This window comes from Proteus sp. PR00208 (genome assembly GCF_016238545.1).
In the GTDB taxonomy this organism is placed as follows: domain Bacteria; phylum Pseudomonadota; class Gammaproteobacteria; order Enterobacterales; family Enterobacteriaceae; genus Proteus.
The window spans coordinates 14,089-32,657 of the sequence record NZ_JAEHQE010000030.1 but is presented as its reverse complement, the minus strand read 5'-3'; the positions used below and the strand labels follow the sequence as shown (position 1 = coordinate 32,657).

The window sequence follows — 18,569 nt, the reverse complement described above, 5'->3', positions numbered from 1 at the left end:
GCGGATCAGAAAATATCAAAACGGCGGTAATGAAACTGACCTTAACCCTAAGATTGCCAACCGCAACAAAGGCGAACGCCGTCAACCAGAGAAAAACTTCTTTTCAGAAGAACAAATAGAAAAATTAGAAGATGAGTTTCGCAATACGTTATTTGAATATCAAAAGGTGTGGTATCGCGCCGGTCATCACCGTATTCGCAATATTTTAAAATCCCGTCAAATCGGTGCAACATTTTACTTTGCGCGAGAAGCCTTTATTGATGCCCTGACCACCGGACGGAATCAAGTTTTCTTATCCGCCAGTAAAGCGCAAGCCTATATGTTCCGTGAATACATTATCAAAATGGCATTAGAGGTTGATGTTGAGTTAAGAGGCGACCCGCTGATGTTGAGCAACGGTGCAACGCTCTATTTCCTTGGCACCAATGCCCGCACGGCACAAAGTTATCACGGTAACTTGTATCTAGATGAAACCTTTTGGATACCCAAGTTTCAAGAATTACGCAAAGTCACTTCGGGTATGGCCATACAAAAACATTGGCGACAAACCTACTTTTCAACACCGTCAACCATGAGCCATGAAGCGTACCCCTTTTGGTCGGGCAAGCTGTATAACCGCGGACGCAAAAAAGAAGATAGGGTTGATATTGATATCTCACATGAAGCCTTAGTGAATGGGCGTTTATGTGAGGATGGGCAGTGGCGACAAATCGTCAATATTGAAGATGCGTTGCGAGGCGGTTGTGATTTATTCGATTTAGAGCAACTCAAAAAAGAGTATAGCCCAGACGAATATAACAACCTGTTAATGTGTCACTTTATGGATGATATCGAATCTCTATTCAACTTTAACATGATGCAAAATTGCATGGTGGACAGTTGGGAGGTGTGGGATGACATTCAACCGTTAGCCCTTCGACCGTATGCTTATAATCCGGTTTGGGTGGGCTATGACCCAAGCAAAGGCGGTGAAAATGGTGATAGTGCTGGTTGTGTGGTTATCGCTCCGCCGAAAGTACCAGGAGGAAAATTCCGCATATTAGAGCGCCATCAATGGCGTGGTATGGATTTTCGCGCACAAGCTGACGCCATTAAAAAAATTACCGAACGTTTCTATGTGGAATATATGGGGATTGATACCACCGGCTTAGGACATGGTGTTTATCAGAATGTCATCCAGTTTTTTCCTGCTGCGCGTGAGTTTATTTATAACCCGAACGTCAAAAATGCCTTAGTCATTAAAGCCTATGACGTGATTAGTCACGGGCGTTTAGAGTTCGATGCACAGTGCGTTGATATCATTCAATCTTTTACTTCCATTCGCCGTACGACCACCGGAAGCGGTAACCGACCTACTTATGAAGCCTCACGCAGTGAAGAAAGCGGACATGCTGACCTTGCATGGGCAACGATGCACGCCCTTTTCAACGAACCATTAACCGGCACCACCGAGAACAGTAATAACATTGTGGAGATTTATTGATGAGCCGTAAAAATAAAAAGAGTTTTAAAGCACAACAAACGGCAACCGCCAATAACAGTATGGAAGCCTTTACCTTTGGTGATCCCGTTCCGGTATTAGATAAACGAGAAATTTTTGATTATCTAGAATGTGCGCAAATTGATAATTGGTATGAGCCACCGATTAGCTTTGATGGGTTATCAAAACTGTTTCGTGCGGCAACGCATCATAGCAGTGCGATTTATGTCAAACGTAATATCTTAGTGAGTACCTTCCAGCCTAACCGTTTTCTCTCTAAGTTAGACTTTAGCCGGTTTGCGCTCGACTTCTTAACCTTTGGTAATGCTTATCTTGAACGACGTAATAGCATGGCGGGTAGTTTATTAAAGCTCACGCCGACTCTTGCAAAATATACCCGCCGTGGTGTTGCCGATGATAGCTATTGGTTTGTACGTTATGGCTATGACTCACAACCTTATGAGTTTAAACCCGGCAGTGTGTTTCAGTTATACGAACCCGATTTAAATCAAGAGTTGTACGGGTTACCGGAATATCTGGCGTCCACCATGTCAGTGCTACTGAATGAAGCGGCTACCCTGTTCCGCCTTAAGTATTATCGTAATGGAAGCCATGCCGGATTTATTTTATACGTCAGTGACGCATCACAAAACCAAAGTGATATTGATAAAATCCGTAAAGCAATGCAAAACTCAAAAGGTCCCGGCAATTTCCGCAACTTGTTTATCCACGCACCGAACGGCAAGAAAGACGGCGTACAAGTTATTCCACTAAGTGAGATTGCGGCAAAAGATGAATTTCTTAATATCAAGAATGTCAGCCGTGACGATATGTTAGCGGCACACCGCGTACCACCTCAAATGATGGGGATCATTCCACAAAATACCGGTGGCTTTGGTGACGTTGAGAAAGCGGCAAAGGTTTTCTTTCGTAATGAGTTGGCACCACTGCAAAGCAAGATATTACAGATTAATGATTGGTTAGGTGAAGAAGTGATTAAGTTTGATAAATACACATTGGCTGACGAGTAACTTCACCGCACAAAGAACAATACCGCCAGCACTGGCGGTATTTTTTTACCTGTAAGGTATAAGTATCGGTCTGACTAATAATAATAGTAACCCAATTCTATTATACCGTTTACATCCTGATAAGGCGAATCCGCCTAATTTTCACCCTCTCAAACCTGCATTAAAATGCGCCTACAATCCATTTTAAGCGCACGTAATTTATTTGATATTCAGATATCTTTTTCTTGTTTTAATCGCTCTACGCGCTGGAAATTTGCGAGGAATAATGTTTTCAACCCCATCAAAACGCAATCGTGACCCCGCCACGCCCGCACACTAAATCGACCTCTTTTTATGCACCTGCATGAGCGCCACAAAAGCCTGTGATATCTGGTGCGCTCAAGCAAGTTTGATCCTTTTTTGATCTTGCGCTTTTTACACTTTGTTGCATGATTTTTCGAGTGACATTGTATGCTCAGAAATGGCAATAAATGACTTAAAATAGTTTAATATAATTTTGTGTAGTCTTTATGTAAGTATGAAAAAACCACATGAGCGAGGGGGTATTTGAATGGTTTTTATAATTGGTGTAAACTATCAAAACCAAGAAAATTGATTGATTAAACCATTGCGAGGAAATATGTCTGAAACAACAAATAAAGAATCATTATTATACACTATCAACACTTTTTTATTAGAAATAAATAAATTACTTCAGCCACTTAATTTAACAATAGAAAATCTAAATAATTGGTTAAAAACACCTAAAGGAAAAGAATTTTTGCTTATTATTAAAGAATCAAAAGAACTTAAGTTACAAGTACCGCCAATATACCTAAATCATAAATAAATCAGTTTCCATAATGAAGTATATTTTAAAAACGAGCAACATTATCTTAGTAGACGCTGAACAAAAATAATTCAGAGTTTACTGATAATGTGGCTCGTATATTTTTCACATAGTTAACTTTTTCAAGCGATTAACCTTAGCCATTACCCTATCTCGTGTATTTGAGATATTCTTTTGCTTCACTTCTTCAAAATTAACTTTTTCGCTTTTCGTTGATGAAATTTTAATTTTCCCATTTTCAAACCAAATCACTTCATCGCCATAACTAAGGCGCATACCATTCATCACCATTGACCACATTGTGTCTGGCGGTAAATCCAATCCCATTTTTTCGGCAAAAGCTTTAAACTCAGGTATCAAACGTGCCTGATTTTCACTTAATGACACGGTTGAAATTATCCGCTGACTCTTTTTATGCTCTAAAACCTCGCCAAATGATTTATCCCAATCGCTATATTGTGAACGTAGGTCAAAAACATCAGGCTCAGAAATCCCCCATACGGGCGATTTTAAGCCCCTATCATGTGGGTTTTTAATATCGAGTGAACTGCCCGATCCACAGTTATTGACAGGACTCCGAGGCGCGCTGATCGCGCTTTTTAAAGTCAAAACCCGACCCGTTTCTAACTTACGCTTATGCTCAATTGCCTCAATATCCTGTTTAGATTTACGGACTAAACGATACTGACGCTCACGTGTTTTTACTAAATCACCGCTTTTCAATGGTGAACATAGCCCAATAACGCGCATCACTTCTTCATCATAAGAATTCGGCTCATCAGCAACGGTACGAGCAACTAATAATGTTTGTAGGTTACGCTTAACGTTAGGGCCTCCTTGGTGCTCGATATAAGCAGCGAAATCCCCTGCATCGGCAGACGCTCTTACTTTTTCCGCTATATCACCCAACTTATCAGCGATACTCACACCACGAACACGGCGACACTCACGCCATACGCCTTTAGACGGCAAGCCAAACATGTGAAATTGGGGAATACGCCAAGTTGATGCCCACGCAGTAACGGCTGATGCAACCTCGGTTAATAACTCTCCCGATTCGTCATCAACTTCGCCCTCTAACGCATAACCGTCGATATTTTTTGAAATGTATTTCGCAAGATAACCCGTAGCACCGCCTTTATTTAAATGCTTTGCTTCAAAACGGTGTTTCTTTGCGCCCCGTTCTTCGCCGTCTTCTTCAAGGGCGTACTTACGCATGATCTCAATCGCTGATGCACGTTGAGATTTATCCAGAAACATCATCATATGCCAATGTGGTGTAGCGTCATGATGTGGCTCAACAACCCTGATCCCATAATAGTTAATGCCTTTGTCTTTAAAGGCAGTGCGAATTTTTGCCCATACCTTCACTAAATAACGTTGACCGTCTTTCGGAGTGTATGCACTGTTATTCCATTTCTCGTTAATGAGAACTTTTTTCTTTTTCTCATCTTTAGAAACGTTAATTTGCTTGGTGGGATGGTATTTTGAAGGTGTGGTTAAAGTGATAAATAAACCAATATCGCCCCGTTCTTCCGCAACTTTTTGAATGCCTGCGGCTTGTGCCATTAATTCCATGCGACGGATTTTAGGGTTAGCGATACTCGCTAATACTTTTTCCATTAAATCAAAACGATCACCCGTTTCAACATCTTGAATATCCATCATTTCAAGATAATTCATGTTTGCTAAACGCTGCGCTCTGACCTCACGTACTGCATTTTTACTGGCGTAAGGCGTCTTATCTGAATTCACATCACCAAAGGCAATGTGCAAAGACTCACGCCAACGTTGACGATGAGCCTTTAACTTTTTAAGCCACCAATTTTCATCTGCTAACCGGTTTAACCCAGACAACGCATTTTCTGGTGTTAATTTCCCTTTTTGAGCCTTCCCCCAAAACAACGGCGTTACATGCAAATAGGTAATTAACTGTCCTAATTGTTGGTAAATAGGGTTAATCACTTTTAGGTTAAGTAAAACCTCACGATCACCGTTATTTTCAGCAATTGCCTGATCAGCTAATTCAGCAAATAAGTTGTCACTTGCATCAGCGAATGTCTTCGCCATGTGGCGCAATATTTTGTCATGCGCATCGGGCAAGCGATTAAAGAACATTGCTTGATCAAAATCTCTATCTAACAAGAATTGGCGCTTGTCTTTAGCCAAACCATAGCGGGCATTAACAGATAACAAACGCTGATAAACACTTTTATGAAACTTAAACACTAGCCAGTTATGAACTTCTTTAGGTGTTTTCTCTTTTCTAAGATGTTCGATGTATTTAAATAAACGGGATTTAAGAAAGCGAGGTAGCTTTTCAATATCGAATAAAATCGCTTGCCCCTGAGCCAATTGCTCACGGGTAAGCGGTCTTTCATAAACAACAGGTTCATGTTGTTTCTCATTCCACCAATAAGGCTGTTGTGTATTAGTGGAATAAGAAACCGTCGATAAAAAATTACCAACCAAAGGCGGGTATTGGTATGGATGCTTATAAAAATCCTGACGGCCAGCCATTACAGCACACCACCTAACCGTTTCGGATCAATAATTTCAATGGCTGTTTCGCACAGTTTAGCAACGTGAGTCATTATCTCTATCAATTCAGAGATAGACTGAATTTCTGCACAAATAACACGACTCACATGTGCACCAACAACGCCAGCAGTTACATTGACCGCTGAGTCATACCACGCAATCACTTCACGGCGCACACGGCCATCAATAAAGGTGACTTCAATTAACCCAAATTGTTTTTTCCAATAAACGATAGCAAAACGGGTGCCGGTGATATGCACCCCATTTTTTGGATCTTGAATATCAACATAGCCCTGTTCCATCAGCACACCTCCGGCAAAACGGCGATAATTTCTTTTGCTGATTGGCGATTTCCATTTGCAGAAATAGAACGAGGCGCATCAATCTCGTGAATAAAAAAACCAAGGTTGGCATACAGCTCTTTGGCATGAATGGAATTAGAGACGGTAATCGGGTTACCTTGTGATTGATTTAATGCCTTTAACGCTTGAGCTAATTCAATTTGATGAGCGTGAGTAAAATCAGTGTGATGATATTTAGTAAAACTACCTTCATCTCCCATATAAGGGGGATCACAATAAACTCCGTCCCCGAAATCAACGAGTGATAAAGTATCTTGCCATTCTAAACAGGCGATAATGGCATTAGTGGCTTTTTCAGCAAATTGATAAATTTCTTTTTCTGGAAAATAAACATTTTTATATTTTCCAAATGGTACGTTAAATTCACCTTTTGCGTTATATCGGCATAACCCATTAAAGCAATGGCGATTTAGATAAATAAATGAATATGCTGCATTTAGCTTCGCTTTATTACTCTCATTAAAATTTTTTCTGTATTCGTAGTATGTTTCTTCATTATGTCCATCTTTGAATATCCGACCGAGTTCAGATAAAAAATATCTTTGCACAGGATTATTAGCCGTGCCTCCTAAATATTGTATTGCAATGATTTCATATACATTGATTAAATCCTGATTAGCATCAGCAATTAAATACTCTTCATATTCTGTATTCATCATAACCGCACAAGAACCCGCAAACGGCTCAACGAGACGTTTTGTTTTTGGCAGGTGCGGGATTAATTTATCCATGATACGGACTTTAGAGCCAGCCCATTTCAGAATGGTTTTATTCGCCATTATTCATCCCCCTCAAGAATGGAAAATGAAAGCATTACAAATTGAGGCTTATCGCCTAACTCTGGATAAATGGAATTAACACAAGTGATATCAGTAATAACCGCTCTAATAATATTTCCCGTATATTCGCCATAATGAAAAAGGTGTCTGAATTCTCTTGGTGGAATAGCATTAAATTCGCGTAAAACCAAAATATCGCCGACCTGAAAATCTCTATCAGCCCGACGAAATTCTGCTTTTTTCGCACCAATACGTACTTGATTGAAATATTGAGGGTTTATTTTTAATTCATGCGTATATCGTTGCATCTTAAACACTCCGATAATGCTTAGATTTCAGCTCATACACTGTCTGGCAATCCGCACAGCGGGTGCATCCCATTACTGCAATACGGCGCTTTTCGGGTATTTCACGACCGCAATCTTCACATTCAAACGCTGATATACCGACGTAACGCCCTGTTACTGCTTTTATTTGTTTATCAAGCAATAACTGTGATTGTTCGCAGGCTAAATCCATTTCTTTAGACATAATTCCATTCCTGTGCTTGATGTTCGATAGACTCGGCTTCACCTTCTAATAATTGAAATACTTGTGAAGGCTCCATTCGTTCACTTAGTGCTTTTGATGCTAATTTGCGTAAACGGGCAGAAAAAAGAACCGCCCGAGATTTTCTTTCATCTTCTCGAACGGCATTAATTAAATCGGTTACATCACTTTCTTTAGACATAATCAGACCTCTGATAATCAGATATAAAAAGTCCTGACAAATAAATGTCATTTATTTTTTAATTTTAATTAAATAGGCATTGCTAATTTATTCGGGATTAATGCGCTCAATACTTTTATTTGATGAAGTGCATTAATTATTTTTATTTTATCTTTCCTCTTTAATAATAAATAATCTATTCCGTTCTTTTCTTTTTCTATCTCAGCAAGGTAATAAATCATCTGATATATACGGCTATTTTCATTCTTTAAATAATCAAGAAACTCACTAATCTGAATATCATCACTATTTTTATTTAACTTACTTAATAAATCAGCCCTAACTTCGGCTGTTTTATTCATACCACTGACGCGCTCATCAAATGAAAGACCATCATTGCGATAGTGCTTTACAACTTTAGGCTGATAAAAATCATCATTGCCTTGTAGTTGCTCTCTTGCTTGGATAAGCTCCGCGGCATTCATAACAACACCTAGATAGAAACTTTCACAAGAAACGAAACAATAACAATGGCACATAAAGCCAGTGTTGCTTTATCCGCTTTTGAATACTTTTTACTTTTATAAGTAAAAGATTCACTGCTTAATTTATATTTATTTCTTTGCTTAATTAATTGGTTCATTGAATGTCACCTTTTAATAAGTCGATATATTTAGTTGCTTCCGCCATTGCATCAAACTTACCGAATGACTGATCATCTAGCCAAACGTGATAACGAGTTATCGGTGTTACTGCTTTTCTTGGCAGTTTAATAATTGTGAAACCGCGATACATAAAACTATGCTCTGTAATTTGTTTCACCTGCATCTTATAGCCCAACCCATAAACGCCATGCGTCACGTTGTTCTTTTGGTAAATTGGAATATGCATCATCCATTCCACGATTAAATTCCGTGATACTCACCCATAATTCACCGGCTCTAGCATCTGGCTTCATAGGATCACGAAATTCAATAATGGGTAACTTACCCGCTTTAGCCATTGATCTAGTGGCTTCGTAACCTTTCCCTATTAATTCCGCAAACTTTGCGAGTGGCACCGCATTTACAGGGAATTTCACATTGATCGCTTCTTTGTTCATTTGCTACCCTCGTTAGATCAAGCCCTTTAAAACCCCTTATTTTCGGTTTTACAGGGGTTTTTACGCCCTTAACCATCCTAAATAGGAATGTTAAGGGTAAATCTACATCCTATATAGGAAGGTGTCAAATGAAATTGAGCGAAAAGATAAAAGCTATTCGTCTCGCAGAAGGACTTAATCAAACCCAGCTTTGCGACATGATAGACCTGTCAATAAGTACATTAGGTAAATATGAAACAGGAGTTTATGAACCAAGTGGGATTAATCTTTTGAAAATAACGGAGCATCCCAGATTTGAAAAATATAGCCTTTGGCTAATGACAGGAAAAACAGCCCCTGAAGTTGGTCAAATTGCGCCGGCTCTCGCACACTGTGGGCAAGAGAACGAAACATTACCCCTCTCAGAAAAGAAAATTGGTTAGACGTTCTATATGAATATGCTGATTACTGTTGGTCGCAGTCAGTCAGTTACATCGGAGGGCTTACTTATGGCAATTAAGAAGCTCAATGATGGTCGTTATGAAGTGGATATTCGCCCAAACGGGAAAGATGGTCAGCGAGTCAGAAGGATATTTGATCGCAAAATAGAAGCTACAAATTTTGAGAAATATACAATTGTAAACGCTAAGAAATTTTCTAGCGATAAAGTCCAATCCGGAAGAATTCGATTAAGTGAGCTACTTGATAAGTGGTGGCTATATCACGGACAAACATTAAAAAACGGATCGATAGAGAAAAGGCATTTAATTAAAACAGTGAATGCACTTGGTGATCCAACAATGAACCAACTTGATAAGCATGCATTACTAGAACATAGAGGAATGCGCCTTTTTGATGGAGTGAGTCCATCAACGATAAATAGGGATATGTATCGTCTATCTGGAATGATAAGCGCATTAAAAAAACTCGAAATGTACAAAGGTGATAACCCATTGAGAGGATTACCACCATTAAAAGAAAAGCCGCCTGAACTCACTTTTTTAAGTGATGATGAAATATCGCACTTATTAAATTCATTATCAGGAGACTATCGCCGTATCGCATTACTATGCCTTAGCACTGGTGCAAGATGGGGTGAAGCTGAAATGTTAGATAGTAAGCACGTTCATCAAGGAAGGGTAACTTTTGCCTATACAAAGAATGGTAAAAAAAGAATTATTCCAATTTCTGATTCTCTTGAAAAAGAGATAAAAACCAGAAAAACAGGAAAGCTATTTCATGTTGATTATGGAACCTTCCGCAAAAAACTAAAAATAGTAAAGCCTGATTTACCTGATGGGCAAGCGACACACGTTTTACGCCATACGTTTGCAAGTCATTTTGTAATGAATGGTGGGAACATCGTAGCACTGAAAGAAATATTAGGGCATGCGAGTATAAACCAGACAATGGCATACGCTCATTTAGCACCTGATTATTTGCAGTTAGCTATAAAGTTAAACCCACTAAAAGGTGATATAAAAGTTTAAAAATAGGAGGAGATTGGGCGTCCACATTCTGTCCACCGACAGCTAAAAACGTCCACTTTCCGTCCACCTTTAAAGACTTTTCTAAACTTTTATTACCCTTAAAAATGAAATTTAACTCTTTGTTTTAAAAGGAATGATAAACAAAAGGGCAAAAAAAAGCCCCTCTCCAGAGGGGCTGCAAAAGACAGGGATGGTGTCTATGGCAAGGAAAAAACTTCGTTGTTGCTACTTACTCTCTAACTAGGTACTGCTTTACTACACTCTTACTTCATTACTGATTTTGTTGACCTTGTTGGTCAACAGATGACATTTGCTGTTGGTAATTCTTTTCCAACTGCGCTTTCTGTTCTGGGGTTAACAGCTGATACATTTGGTTATGGACTTTTGCCATTTCAACATGGCGCTCAATTGCTTGTTTATCCATATCTTGCATCTGTGCTCTTACAGCCGCTTCATCAAATTTCTCAGCTGTGACTAATTTATGCATATTCTCATGACGCTGACGGAAATCTCCGTTATATCTGTCTTGATGATGCTGGCGCATTAAATCGCGCATTTGTGTACGTTGTTGCTCAGTTAATGTAATTCCGTTAAACATATAGGAGTCGCCGTAGCCATTCCCCATCATATGTCCACCGTTATTCATCATATGGCCACGTTGTCCTCGGTGACCTCTATAATCACGGTCGCCATGCATTCCATTGCCATAACCGCAGTGGTAATTACCATTATACTGTTGCTCAGTAGGCGGATTGGTATTTGTAGTTTCAGCTAATACCATCGTCGGAGCTGCCAAAAACATTGATGCTAGTGCAACTACTGCTACTTTACGCATTGCTTCACTCCTAATTCGGTAAATTAATACCGACCTAATTAATATGACTTCAATGTGTATAATTCATATGTGTAATTCTTTGCTATGTGGATTACTATACCGTTGCGGCTGCAAACTAGCGTCAGAGCGTGTAAAAGAACGTAAAGTCATAGATTCGCGCTATTTATTATCGTATTTTTCTCTTGGAGGAATTGACGAATGCATAAAATCTTATTAGTGGATGACGATCGCGAATTAACATCGCTATTGAAAGAACTGCTTGAAATGGAAGGCTTTAATGTTGTAATCGCCTCTGATGGCGAACAAGCACTTAAACTTTTGGATGCTTCTATCGACTTGTTATTACTGGATATCATGATGCCACGTAAAAACGGGATTGAGACACTCAAAGAATTACGCCAAAATTTCCAGACCCCTGTCATTATGTTAACGGCAAGAGGCAGTGATCTTGACCGAGTACTTGGCTTAGAGCTAGGTGCTGATGACTATTTACCAAAACCTTTTAATGATAGAGAGCTTGTTGCACGTATCAGAGCTATTTTGCGTCGTTCTAATTGGAGCGAACAAAAACAGACTGACAGCAATACATCTCCAACATTACAGGTCGATAAGCTACAACTTAATCCAGGTCGACAAGAAGCAAGTTTTGATAATGAACCGCTAGAGTTAACAGGAACTGAGTTTACTTTGCTTTATTTACTTGCTCAGCATTTAGGACAAGTCGTATCACGTGAACATCTAAGCCAAGAAGTACTTGGCAAGCGCTTAACACCGTTTGATAGAGCGATTGATATGCATATTTCTAATTTACGCCGTAAATTACCAGAAAGAACAGATGGACAACCTTGGTTTAAAACGTTACGTGGCCGTGGTTATCTGATGGTTTCAATAACTTGATAAATATTCTTTATGATAAATAGTCTGTCAGCGCGCATTTTCGCAATATTCTGGCTGACGCTAGCATTAGTTCTCGTGCTAGTTATGATGGTTCCAAAGCTGGACTCGCGCCAGCTTACCCCTCTTTTAGAGAGTGAATACCGTCAAGGCGTTATGCTAGAACAACATATAGAAGCAGAATTAGCTCAAGATCCCGCTAACGATCTCCTTTGGTGGCGTCGATTAATTCGTGCTATTGATAAATGGGCACCACCTGGTCAACGCTTAATCATCGTTACCAGTGAAGGCCGTATCATCGGCGCTCAACGTAATGAGATGCAGGTTGTCAGAAACTTTATTGGCCAATCTGATAACGCCGATCACCCTAAAAAGAAAAAGTATGGCCGTTCTGAGATGTTAGGGCCCTTTTCTGTAAGAGATGGTGAAGATCATTACCAACTTTATCTCGTACGCCCTTCAAGTAGCCCTCAATCTGACTTTATCAACTTATTATTTGATAAACCGCTATTGCTACTCATATTCACCATGCTTATCAGCACACCATTATTAGTATGGCTTTCTTGGAGCTTAGCAAAACCTGCAAGACAACTTAAAAATGCGGCTGATGATGTTGCTAAAGGTAACCTCCGCCCTCACCCAGAGCTAGAGACTGGCCCTCAAGAGTTTTTAGCAGCAGGCACCAGCTTTAATCAGATGATAAGTGCTCTTGAACGTATGGTTGAAGCACAACAACGTTTAATTTCTGATATTTCTCACGAGTTACGTACACCATTAACACGCTTACAATTAGCTAGCGCATTGTTACGTCGTCGTAGTGGAGAAAGTAAAGAGCTAGAGCGTATTGAAACTGAAACTCAGCGCCTTGATGGCATGATTAATGACTTGCTGGTTCTTTCTCGTAATCAACATAAAAACGAGTTATTACGTGAAACAGTAAAAGCCAATGAATTGTGGGATGATATTTTAGATAACGCTAAATTTGAGGCCGAACAAAGTAATAAAACACTACAAGTGACAACACCGCCGGGAGCATGGCCTATTTACTGTAATCCATATTCTCTGGCTAGTGCATTTGAAAATATCGTTCGTAATGCCTTACGTTATTCCAACTCTCGCATTGAAGTTGCCTTTACTGAGCAGAACCAAGGTATCACCATTATTGTTGATGATGATGGCCCAGGCGTTAGCCCAGAAGATAGAGAGCATATTTTCCGACCGTTCTATCGTACTGATGAAGCAAGAGATCGTGAATCTGGAGGCACAGGCTTAGGTTTAGCGATTGTTGAAACCGCAGTTAGCCAACACAGAGGCCATGTTAAAGCTGACGATAGTCCATTGGGCGGGTTAAGAGTTGAGATTTGGTTGCCGAGGGCTGGGGCAAGTAATAAATCAACAACTGCTTAATAGAGTAATTAAACTGTTGTATCAAAATATACTGCCATCTATTGAAGAATAGGTGGCATATTCTTTTAGTTAGCGTTTGTTGATGCAATTCAGAATGATCTGGCTGAATCGACCTCTATTCCGATATTTATATATACTCAATCAATGCTAAAATAGCCAGCTATTACTTGACCGTCTGGTTTGAAGAGTCTACTCTCACTGCGGTTTTTGCATATTGTTAAAGTAAATTTAAAAAACCAATAGTAAAAAACATCCTTGAATACTGAAACCACTAAAAATATTGATTTAAATTGATAACAGAGCCTATACCGAGACTTAGTTTTAGAAGACAGATTACAACATCTACAATGATGAAATATTTTAGATATGATGACATATTATATTAAGCATCAATACTTAGGCAATCAGACCTACATACTTTCACAACTAACTTATTGTAAATCTAAAGCATCATTGATTCTAAATGCTCACAATTATCAAAAATACAACTAGCCAGAATGCAAAAAATATTATCTTTAGAATAAAAGTAGCCAAAAATAGTCTAATTAAAGATCCTACGCTTTCAAGGTTACAATAAAGATAAAAGCTATTCTCAAAACTATTCTTTTGATATAATTTATCAATATATTTGAATGGATTATAGGTAAAAATATCAGTAAACTGGTAGCTGCAAGCCTGGGGCGGTAGCATGCCTATAAACTACTATAACTCAATCCCTCCGTATTGTAACAGCCGATTTATTTGTAGACTAATTAAGGTTATATTCTCTTGTGGTTCTAAAAGTACAACTTGACAATACTAAAAAATAAAACACCTTTTATTCCCAACATAGATAAAAAATGTATTCCCCCAGCCCGAATGACTAATAATCTTAAGATAATAAAACATTTATTTCTGATTAAGCTAATGTGAATTTATTTAAAAAGATTTATATTAATAAAGGTGTAAAATGTGTTTTTATTTAAAACTACGCTCTGAATGACGGGTGATTGAAATAAAATATTTATCTGTATGTAAGAAGCCAGATTCAATTTTTTAGCTAACAAGGCTACTACATTAAAGATGTTTATTACTCTAAAAAATTAAGACTGTAACGTATAACGTTATATATTTACACTTTCTCATTGTCCTAATAAAGTAAAATTAAATGAAAAATATAGCATTAAAAAAAGTTGGTATAATTACCATGCATAAAGTAATTAACTATGGATCATTCTTACAAGCATATGCTACTCAATACATCGTCGAGAAATTGGGGTATGAATGTGAAATTATTGATTACAGATTCCCAAATGAATGGCATTTTAAAAGAGGTATTACAGGAACAAGAGGTGTCAAAAAATATATATCAAATATAGTTCATAAGTTTGGAATAAAATCAGGGCATAGAAAAAAAATAAAGTTGAATAAAGCCATTGATAAATACTTGAATTTATCAAAACCTTACAATAATCCATCTGAAATTAAAAAAAAACCACCTATTTATGACATTTATATCACAGGAAGCGATCAAACGTGGAACCCTAAACATACAAAAGGAGATGATACTTTTTTATTGGCATTTGCCCCTGATAAAGCTAAAAAGATCTCATTCTCAGCTAGTATCGCTGGTAATAATTTAAAGGACGAATATAAATCTTCATTTAAAAAACTCTTAATTAGATATAATAATATCTCAATAAGAGATTCTGGTGGTAACAATATAATGAAAGATCTTATTGGAAGAGAAGTTGATGTAACATTAGATCCAACATTAATGATAAACAAAGATGAATGGTCATTATTTGCAAAGAATAGAGAGTCAATATACTCCAATAACAGTTATATTATATTCTATCTAATTACTCACTCTTTTGACGTAACTCCTTATATTTATGAACTCCTAAAAAAACTTCAAGAAAAAACAGGGTTAAAAGTCTATTCTTTTAGTGATATACCAAGCTCATTTGGTATTAATTATGAAAACTGTGCTGACATTGGTGCTGAAGATTTTATTGAATTATTTGAAAAATCATCGTATGTAGTAACATCATCTTTCCATGGTACAGCTTTTGCCGTCAACTTCGGTATTCCATTATATTCTGTAATTGATAGTTTAGATATAGCTGATGATCGACAAATATCACTATTAAATAAATTGGAAATCGAACAATGTCTAGTTCCCGTGAATAAACCTTTTGATGAAATACAGCCTATTTATGATATAGAAAAAGAGCAACTCAACCTTGATAAATTAAGAGCAGATTCATTAAAGTATCTACGCAACGCTTTATCTAACTAAAATTCATCTTAAATATAAGAATTTATAACCACTGGTTACGTTTTAAATTAAAGAGTTATCTTTAATTTCTAATGTATTATAATTTAAAGTTGCATTTTGGTTTATAAAAAATCTAGGCATCATAATGAAAAATACTAAGAGTGAAGATGTCAAAATTCTATTAAACTCAATAATTTCTTATATACGCATATTCTGCACAACAGTTTTCTCGCTTCTAACAATACGATTTTTAATAGAAGCACTGGGAGTGGAACAATATGGTATATATGCATTAGTTACTGGAATTGTTACAATATTTGCTTTTTTAAACTCAGCGATGACAGTATCTACACAACGATACTTATCCTTTCATCAAGGCATCGGTAATATCGAGATCTTAAGTAAAATATTTAAAAGTAGTTTATTATTACATGTTATTATTGGTTTAATTCTAATACTCATATTACTTGGCTCAATCCACCCGCTCATAAATAATTTTTTAAATATCAATGAAGATTTAGTAAGTCGTACCTACTATTTATACAGCGGTGTTGTATTTTCAATATTTTTCACAATTATAACTGTTCCTTTTAATGCTTTGCTTGTTTCACATGAAAACTTTAGAGTCGATGCTATTATATTGGTTTTTAAGTCATTTTTATTGCTGATATTTTCTGGAAGTCTCCATTTTTTAGCAGAAGAGTACCGACTAATCACATTTTCTATTGTTATAGCAAGTATAAATATTATTATATTCTTATGTTATCTAATATATTGTAGGAAAAAATACAGTGAATGTAATATAAAAGCCACTATAGAAAGAAAACTATTAAAAGAAATGACTTCTTTTGCGTTATGGAGCTTATACACTAATTTATGTTATGTTCTAAATACTCAAGGAATAAATATAGTTATTAATAAGTTTTTTGGTGCCAAAATGAATGCAGCCTATGGAATTGCTTTCCAAATAAATGGACAAGTAAAAAATCTATCTCAAACATTACTTTCTGCTATGACACCTCAAATAATGAAAAGTGAAGGTAAGTCTAATAGGGAAAGAGCAATTAGTGTTTCGGTAGCAGCTAGTAAAATTGGTTTTTTTTTGGTTTCTTTAGTTACTATACCATGTTTATATATTCTTCCTGATTTAATAGAATTATGGCTAGGTGTTATTCCTCAATATGTAATCTTATTTACCATATTTTTCTTGTTCGCTAATTTAATAAATCAATTAACAGTGGGAATCACCCCTGCAATACAAGCTGTTGGTAAGATAAAGAAATTTCAAATGGTAATTGGAACAACGGCTCTAATTGTTCTTCCTGCATCATATTTTTTACTTGATTACGGCATTTCGATATCTTATGTACTCTACCTTCTAATCCTTATTGAGATAATTACAGGAGCAATGAAAATTTGGTTCTTCAGTAACATCTTTTCTATCAGGAAATCATGGTATATAAAAAATATTGTAGCTAGAATGGTTTTTCCTTTCGCAATAACTAATGCTTTACTATATGAAGTTATAGGCTATTTTATGCTAAAAGGAATTATACCTATAATATTCTTTAGTTCTTTTACATATATTATAATATGCTATCTCTTTAGTTTAAATAATGAAGAAAGAAAAGAAGTAAATTCGATATTTTTAATTATAGCTAAAAAATCAATAAGAAAATAATACTATGAATAATATTAAATTAGTCTCTATCATAATTCCAATGTATAACGTTGAACCGTTTATAGCTAAGTGTGTAAACTCCGTAATAGAACAAACATACAAAAATATTGAAATAATTTTAATTGATGATGGCTCACCTGATTTATCAGGAGATATTGCTGCAGAAATTGCCTTAACCGATAAACGAGTTAAAGTTATTCGAACAGAAAATCGGGGTGTTAGTAGTGCTAGGAATCTAGGAATAAAACTATCTAAAGGCGAATATTTGGTCTTTGTAGATAGCGATGACTATTTATCTCCAAATTATGTTGATTATATGATGAAGTTAGCTCTTGATAGCGGAGCTGAGTTTATCATGTCAAAGAACTGCCACTTATTCCCTCAAGAGTGTATAAAATCCGATGAACTTGTGGATAATGTGGAAATTTGGAGCCCTGAAAAAGCGGCTTCAGAATTACTTTATCCAGGTAAAATTGAAATTGGTTGTTGGAATAAACTATTTTTAAAAGAATTCATCATTAATAATAATATACGATTTCCTGAGACTTTTTATATGGGTGAAGGACTTAACTTTATTGTTAATGCAGCTCAAAAGGCTAATAAAATATGCGTTGGAAATAGAAAAGTATATAACTACCGAAAAGATAATCAACAAAGTGCCACTACTGTTGTAAATATACCTAAATATATTAATGCATTACGTGCTTTAGATGACATCGATAGTAATAAAATTATAAAATCAAATCGCTTTAATTCATCAATGATCTATCATAAATATATGACAACATATATAGCACTACATACTATATATATCACAGGTGAATATAAAAAATATAATCAAGAAGTTAAAAAATATATATCTTTTCTTAGGAGGAATTATTTTAAATTTATAAATGGTAAATTCCAATTTATGCTTAAATTAAAGATCACATCCTTTTTGATTAATCCTAACCTTACAGTTAAATTAATTACTTTAGTAAAAAAATTCACACGTCCATAAAAAATAATATCATATTTTAATTAATAATATGATCTTTTATGATGAATGTTCAAGGTGGTAAGTTATGCCATATAAATATGGTAACAAAATCTACAAAATGACATTTTCTCTGTACTAATTTAGTGTACACTTTAGCATCATAGAATTTTCCTATATAATCTTACTTTTCTAATAAAATTCCTAACATAAT

The 18,569-nt window shown here is 36.4% G+C and carries 21 protein-coding genes; 10 read left to right on the top strand and 11 right to left on the bottom strand.

Features of this window, described 5'->3' with window-relative positions; all coding sequences use genetic code 11:
• The 3 genes from JEP36_RS16570 to JEP36_RS16560 form a co-directional block, all read left to right on the top strand.
• Window positions 1-1,483, top strand: a 1,483-nt coding sequence (locus tag JEP36_RS16570) for a terminase large subunit domain-containing protein (RefSeq protein WP_198630499.1), incomplete at its 5' end; no start/stop codon positions are given.
• On the top strand, window positions 1,483-2,511 hold the full coding sequence (locus tag JEP36_RS16565; protein WP_198630498.1) for a phage portal protein: 1,029 nt from the start codon (window positions 1,483-1,485) through the stop codon (window positions 2,509-2,511). The genes JEP36_RS16570 and JEP36_RS16565, both read left to right, overlap by 1 nt.
• Before the next feature lie 619 nt (window positions 2,512-3,130).
• Entirely contained in the window at window positions 3,131-3,340 is a 210-nt protein-coding gene (locus tag JEP36_RS16560) for a hypothetical protein (RefSeq protein ID WP_198630497.1), read from the top strand.
• Between the two features lie 105 nt (window positions 3,341-3,445).
• On the opposite strand, the gene JEP36_RS16555 is transcribed toward JEP36_RS16560, so the two are convergent.
• The 10 genes from JEP36_RS16555 to JEP36_RS16510 form a co-directional block, all read right to left on the bottom strand.
• Window positions 3,446-5,860: a replication endonuclease gene (locus JEP36_RS16555; protein ID WP_198630496.1), complete on the bottom strand. Its 2,415-nt coding sequence runs from the start codon at window positions 5,858-5,860 to the stop codon at window positions 3,446-3,448.
• Window positions 5,860-6,183 (bottom strand): DUF5405 family protein, encoded by a 324-nt coding sequence (locus JEP36_RS16550; RefSeq protein WP_129041120.1) that lies wholly within the window; start codon window positions 6,181-6,183, stop codon window positions 5,860-5,862. Before JEP36_RS16550 ends, JEP36_RS16555 begins: the two co-directional genes overlap by 1 nt.
• Window positions 6,183-7,022, bottom strand: a complete 840-nt coding sequence (locus JEP36_RS16545) for a DNA adenine methylase (protein WP_198630495.1) — start codon at window positions 7,020-7,022, stop codon at window positions 6,183-6,185. The genes JEP36_RS16550 and JEP36_RS16545 overlap by 1 nt, the downstream gene beginning before the upstream one ends.
• Window positions 7,022-7,330: a DUF3850 domain-containing protein gene (locus JEP36_RS16540; RefSeq protein ID WP_198630494.1), complete on the bottom strand. Its 309-nt coding sequence runs from the start codon at window positions 7,328-7,330 to the stop codon at window positions 7,022-7,024. Before JEP36_RS16540 ends, JEP36_RS16545 begins: the two co-directional genes overlap by 1 nt.
• Before the next feature lies 1 nt (window position 7,331).
• Window positions 7,332-7,553: a TraR/DksA family transcriptional regulator gene (locus tag JEP36_RS16535; protein WP_196542370.1), complete on the bottom strand. Its 222-nt coding sequence runs from the start codon at window positions 7,551-7,553 to the stop codon at window positions 7,332-7,334.
• Entirely contained in the window at window positions 7,546-7,752 is a 207-nt protein-coding gene (locus tag JEP36_RS16530) for a DUF2732 family protein (protein ID WP_223878651.1), read from the bottom strand. The genes JEP36_RS16535 and JEP36_RS16530 overlap by 8 nt, the downstream gene beginning before the upstream one ends.
• Before the next feature lie 68 nt (window positions 7,753-7,820).
• On the bottom strand, window positions 7,821-8,216 hold the full coding sequence (locus tag JEP36_RS16525; RefSeq protein ID WP_198630493.1) for a DUF5347 family protein: 396 nt from the start codon (window positions 8,214-8,216) through the stop codon (window positions 7,821-7,823).
• Between the two features lie 8 nt (window positions 8,217-8,224).
• A complete protein-coding gene (locus JEP36_RS16520) occupies window positions 8,225-8,374 on the bottom strand; it encodes a hypothetical protein (protein ID WP_159363685.1) in 150 nt (49 codons plus the stop codon).
• Window positions 8,371-8,559, bottom strand: coding sequence for a hypothetical protein (locus JEP36_RS16515; protein WP_036908539.1), 189 nt, complete (start codon window positions 8,557-8,559; stop codon window positions 8,371-8,373). The genes JEP36_RS16520 and JEP36_RS16515 overlap by 4 nt, the downstream gene beginning before the upstream one ends.
• A gap of 1 nt (window position 8,560) precedes the next feature.
• Window positions 8,561-8,833, bottom strand: coding sequence for a Cox family DNA-binding protein (locus tag JEP36_RS16510; protein ID WP_115370558.1), 273 nt, complete (start codon window positions 8,831-8,833; stop codon window positions 8,561-8,563).
• Between the two features lie 128 nt (window positions 8,834-8,961).
• On the opposite strand from JEP36_RS16510, the gene JEP36_RS16505 reads away from it, so the two are divergent.
• Window positions 8,962-9,255 (top strand): helix-turn-helix transcriptional regulator, encoded by a 294-nt coding sequence (locus JEP36_RS16505; protein ID WP_198630492.1) that lies wholly within the window; start codon window positions 8,962-8,964, stop codon window positions 9,253-9,255.
• A 66-nt stretch (window positions 9,256-9,321) separates the two neighbouring features.
• On the top strand, window positions 9,322-10,302 hold the full coding sequence (locus JEP36_RS16500; RefSeq protein WP_064505896.1) for a phage integrase: 981 nt from the start codon (window positions 9,322-9,324) through the stop codon (window positions 10,300-10,302).
• Window positions 10,303-10,573: 271 nt separating this feature from the next.
• On the opposite strand, the gene cpxP is transcribed toward JEP36_RS16500, so the two are convergent.
• Window positions 10,574-11,137 (bottom strand): cell-envelope stress modulator CpxP, encoded by a 564-nt coding sequence (cpxP, locus tag JEP36_RS16495; RefSeq protein WP_109373406.1) that lies wholly within the window; start codon window positions 11,135-11,137, stop codon window positions 10,574-10,576.
• Window positions 11,138-11,335: 198 nt separating this feature from the next.
• Here cpxP and cpxR point away from each other — a divergent pair, with 198 nt between their 5' ends.
• From cpxR to JEP36_RS16470, 5 genes are all read left to right on the top strand, one after another.
• Window positions 11,336-12,034: an envelope stress response regulator transcription factor CpxR gene (gene cpxR, locus JEP36_RS16490; RefSeq protein WP_023583423.1), complete on the top strand. Its 699-nt coding sequence runs from the start codon at window positions 11,336-11,338 to the stop codon at window positions 12,032-12,034.
• A gap of 12 nt (window positions 12,035-12,046) precedes the next feature.
• Window positions 12,047-13,438 (top strand): envelope stress sensor histidine kinase CpxA, encoded by a 1,392-nt coding sequence (gene cpxA, locus JEP36_RS16485; protein WP_198620338.1) that lies wholly within the window; start codon window positions 12,047-12,049, stop codon window positions 13,436-13,438.
• Between the two features lie 1,147 nt (window positions 13,439-14,585).
• Window positions 14,586-15,719, top strand: a complete 1,134-nt coding sequence (locus tag JEP36_RS16480; protein WP_198630491.1) for a polysaccharide pyruvyl transferase family protein — start codon at window positions 14,586-14,588, stop codon at window positions 15,717-15,719.
• 124 nt (window positions 15,720-15,843) lie between these two features.
• The gene (locus JEP36_RS16475; RefSeq protein WP_198630490.1) at window positions 15,844-17,379 is read left to right on the top strand and encodes a lipopolysaccharide biosynthesis protein; all 1,536 of its coding nucleotides are present in this window, start codon (window positions 15,844-15,846) and stop codon (window positions 17,377-17,379) included.
• 4 nt (window positions 17,380-17,383) lie between these two features.
• Window positions 17,384-18,379, top strand: a complete 996-nt coding sequence (locus JEP36_RS16470) for a glycosyltransferase family 2 protein (protein WP_198630489.1) — start codon at window positions 17,384-17,386, stop codon at window positions 18,377-18,379.
• Window positions 18,380-18,569: the final 190 nt, after the last annotated feature.

Coding starts and splice junctions, on each gene's coding strand:
- cpxR (WP_023583423.1), top strand. CDS start 11,336: ATGCATAAAATCTTATTAGTGGATGACGATCGCGAATTAACATCGCTA.
- JEP36_RS16470 (WP_198630489.1), top strand. CDS start 17,384: ATGAATAATATTAAATTAGTCTCTATCATAATTCCAATGTATAACGTT.
- JEP36_RS16525 (WP_198630493.1), bottom strand. CDS start 8,216: ATGAATGCCGCGGAGCTTATCCAAGCAAGAGAGCAACTACAAGGCAAT.
- JEP36_RS16475 (WP_198630490.1), top strand. CDS start 15,844: ATGAAAAATACTAAGAGTGAAGATGTCAAAATTCTATTAAACTCAATA.
- cpxP (WP_109373406.1), bottom strand. CDS start 11,137: ATGCGTAAAGTAGCAGTAGTTGCACTAGCATCAATGTTTTTGGCAGCT.
- cpxA (WP_198620338.1), top strand. CDS start 12,047: ATGATAAATAGTCTGTCAGCGCGCATTTTCGCAATATTCTGGCTGACG.
- JEP36_RS16535 (WP_196542370.1), bottom strand. CDS start 7,553: ATGTCTAAAGAAATGGATTTAGCCTGCGAACAATCACAGTTATTGCTT.
- JEP36_RS16505 (WP_198630492.1), top strand. CDS start 8,962: ATGAAATTGAGCGAAAAGATAAAAGCTATTCGTCTCGCAGAAGGACTT.
- JEP36_RS16565 (WP_198630498.1), top strand. CDS start 1,483: ATGAGCCGTAAAAATAAAAAGAGTTTTAAAGCACAACAAACGGCAACC.
- JEP36_RS16520 (WP_159363685.1), bottom strand. CDS start 8,374: ATGAACCAATTAATTAAGCAAAGAAATAAATATAAATTAAGCAGTGAA.
- JEP36_RS16500 (WP_064505896.1), top strand. CDS start 9,322: ATGGCAATTAAGAAGCTCAATGATGGTCGTTATGAAGTGGATATTCGC.
- JEP36_RS16530 (WP_223878651.1), bottom strand. CDS start 7,752: ATGTCTAAAGAAAGTGATGTAACCGATTTAATTAATGCCGTTCGAGAA.
- JEP36_RS16480 (WP_198630491.1), top strand. CDS start 14,586: ATGAAAAATATAGCATTAAAAAAAGTTGGTATAATTACCATGCATAAA.
- JEP36_RS16550 (WP_129041120.1), bottom strand. CDS start 6,183: ATGGAACAGGGCTATGTTGATATTCAAGATCCAAAAAATGGGGTGCAT.
- JEP36_RS16510 (WP_115370558.1), bottom strand. CDS start 8,833: ATGAACAAAGAAGCGATCAATGTGAAATTCCCTGTAAATGCGGTGCCA.
- JEP36_RS16515 (WP_036908539.1), bottom strand. CDS start 8,559: ATGCAGGTGAAACAAATTACAGAGCATAGTTTTATGTATCGCGGTTTC.
- JEP36_RS16540 (WP_198630494.1), bottom strand. CDS start 7,330: ATGCAACGATATACGCATGAATTAAAAATAAACCCTCAATATTTCAAT.
- JEP36_RS16560 (WP_198630497.1), top strand. CDS start 3,131: ATGTCTGAAACAACAAATAAAGAATCATTATTATACACTATCAACACT.
- JEP36_RS16545 (WP_198630495.1), bottom strand. CDS start 7,022: ATGGCGAATAAAACCATTCTGAAATGGGCTGGCTCTAAAGTCCGTATC.
- JEP36_RS16555 (WP_198630496.1), bottom strand. CDS start 5,860: ATGGCTGGCCGTCAGGATTTTTATAAGCATCCATACCAATACCCGCCT.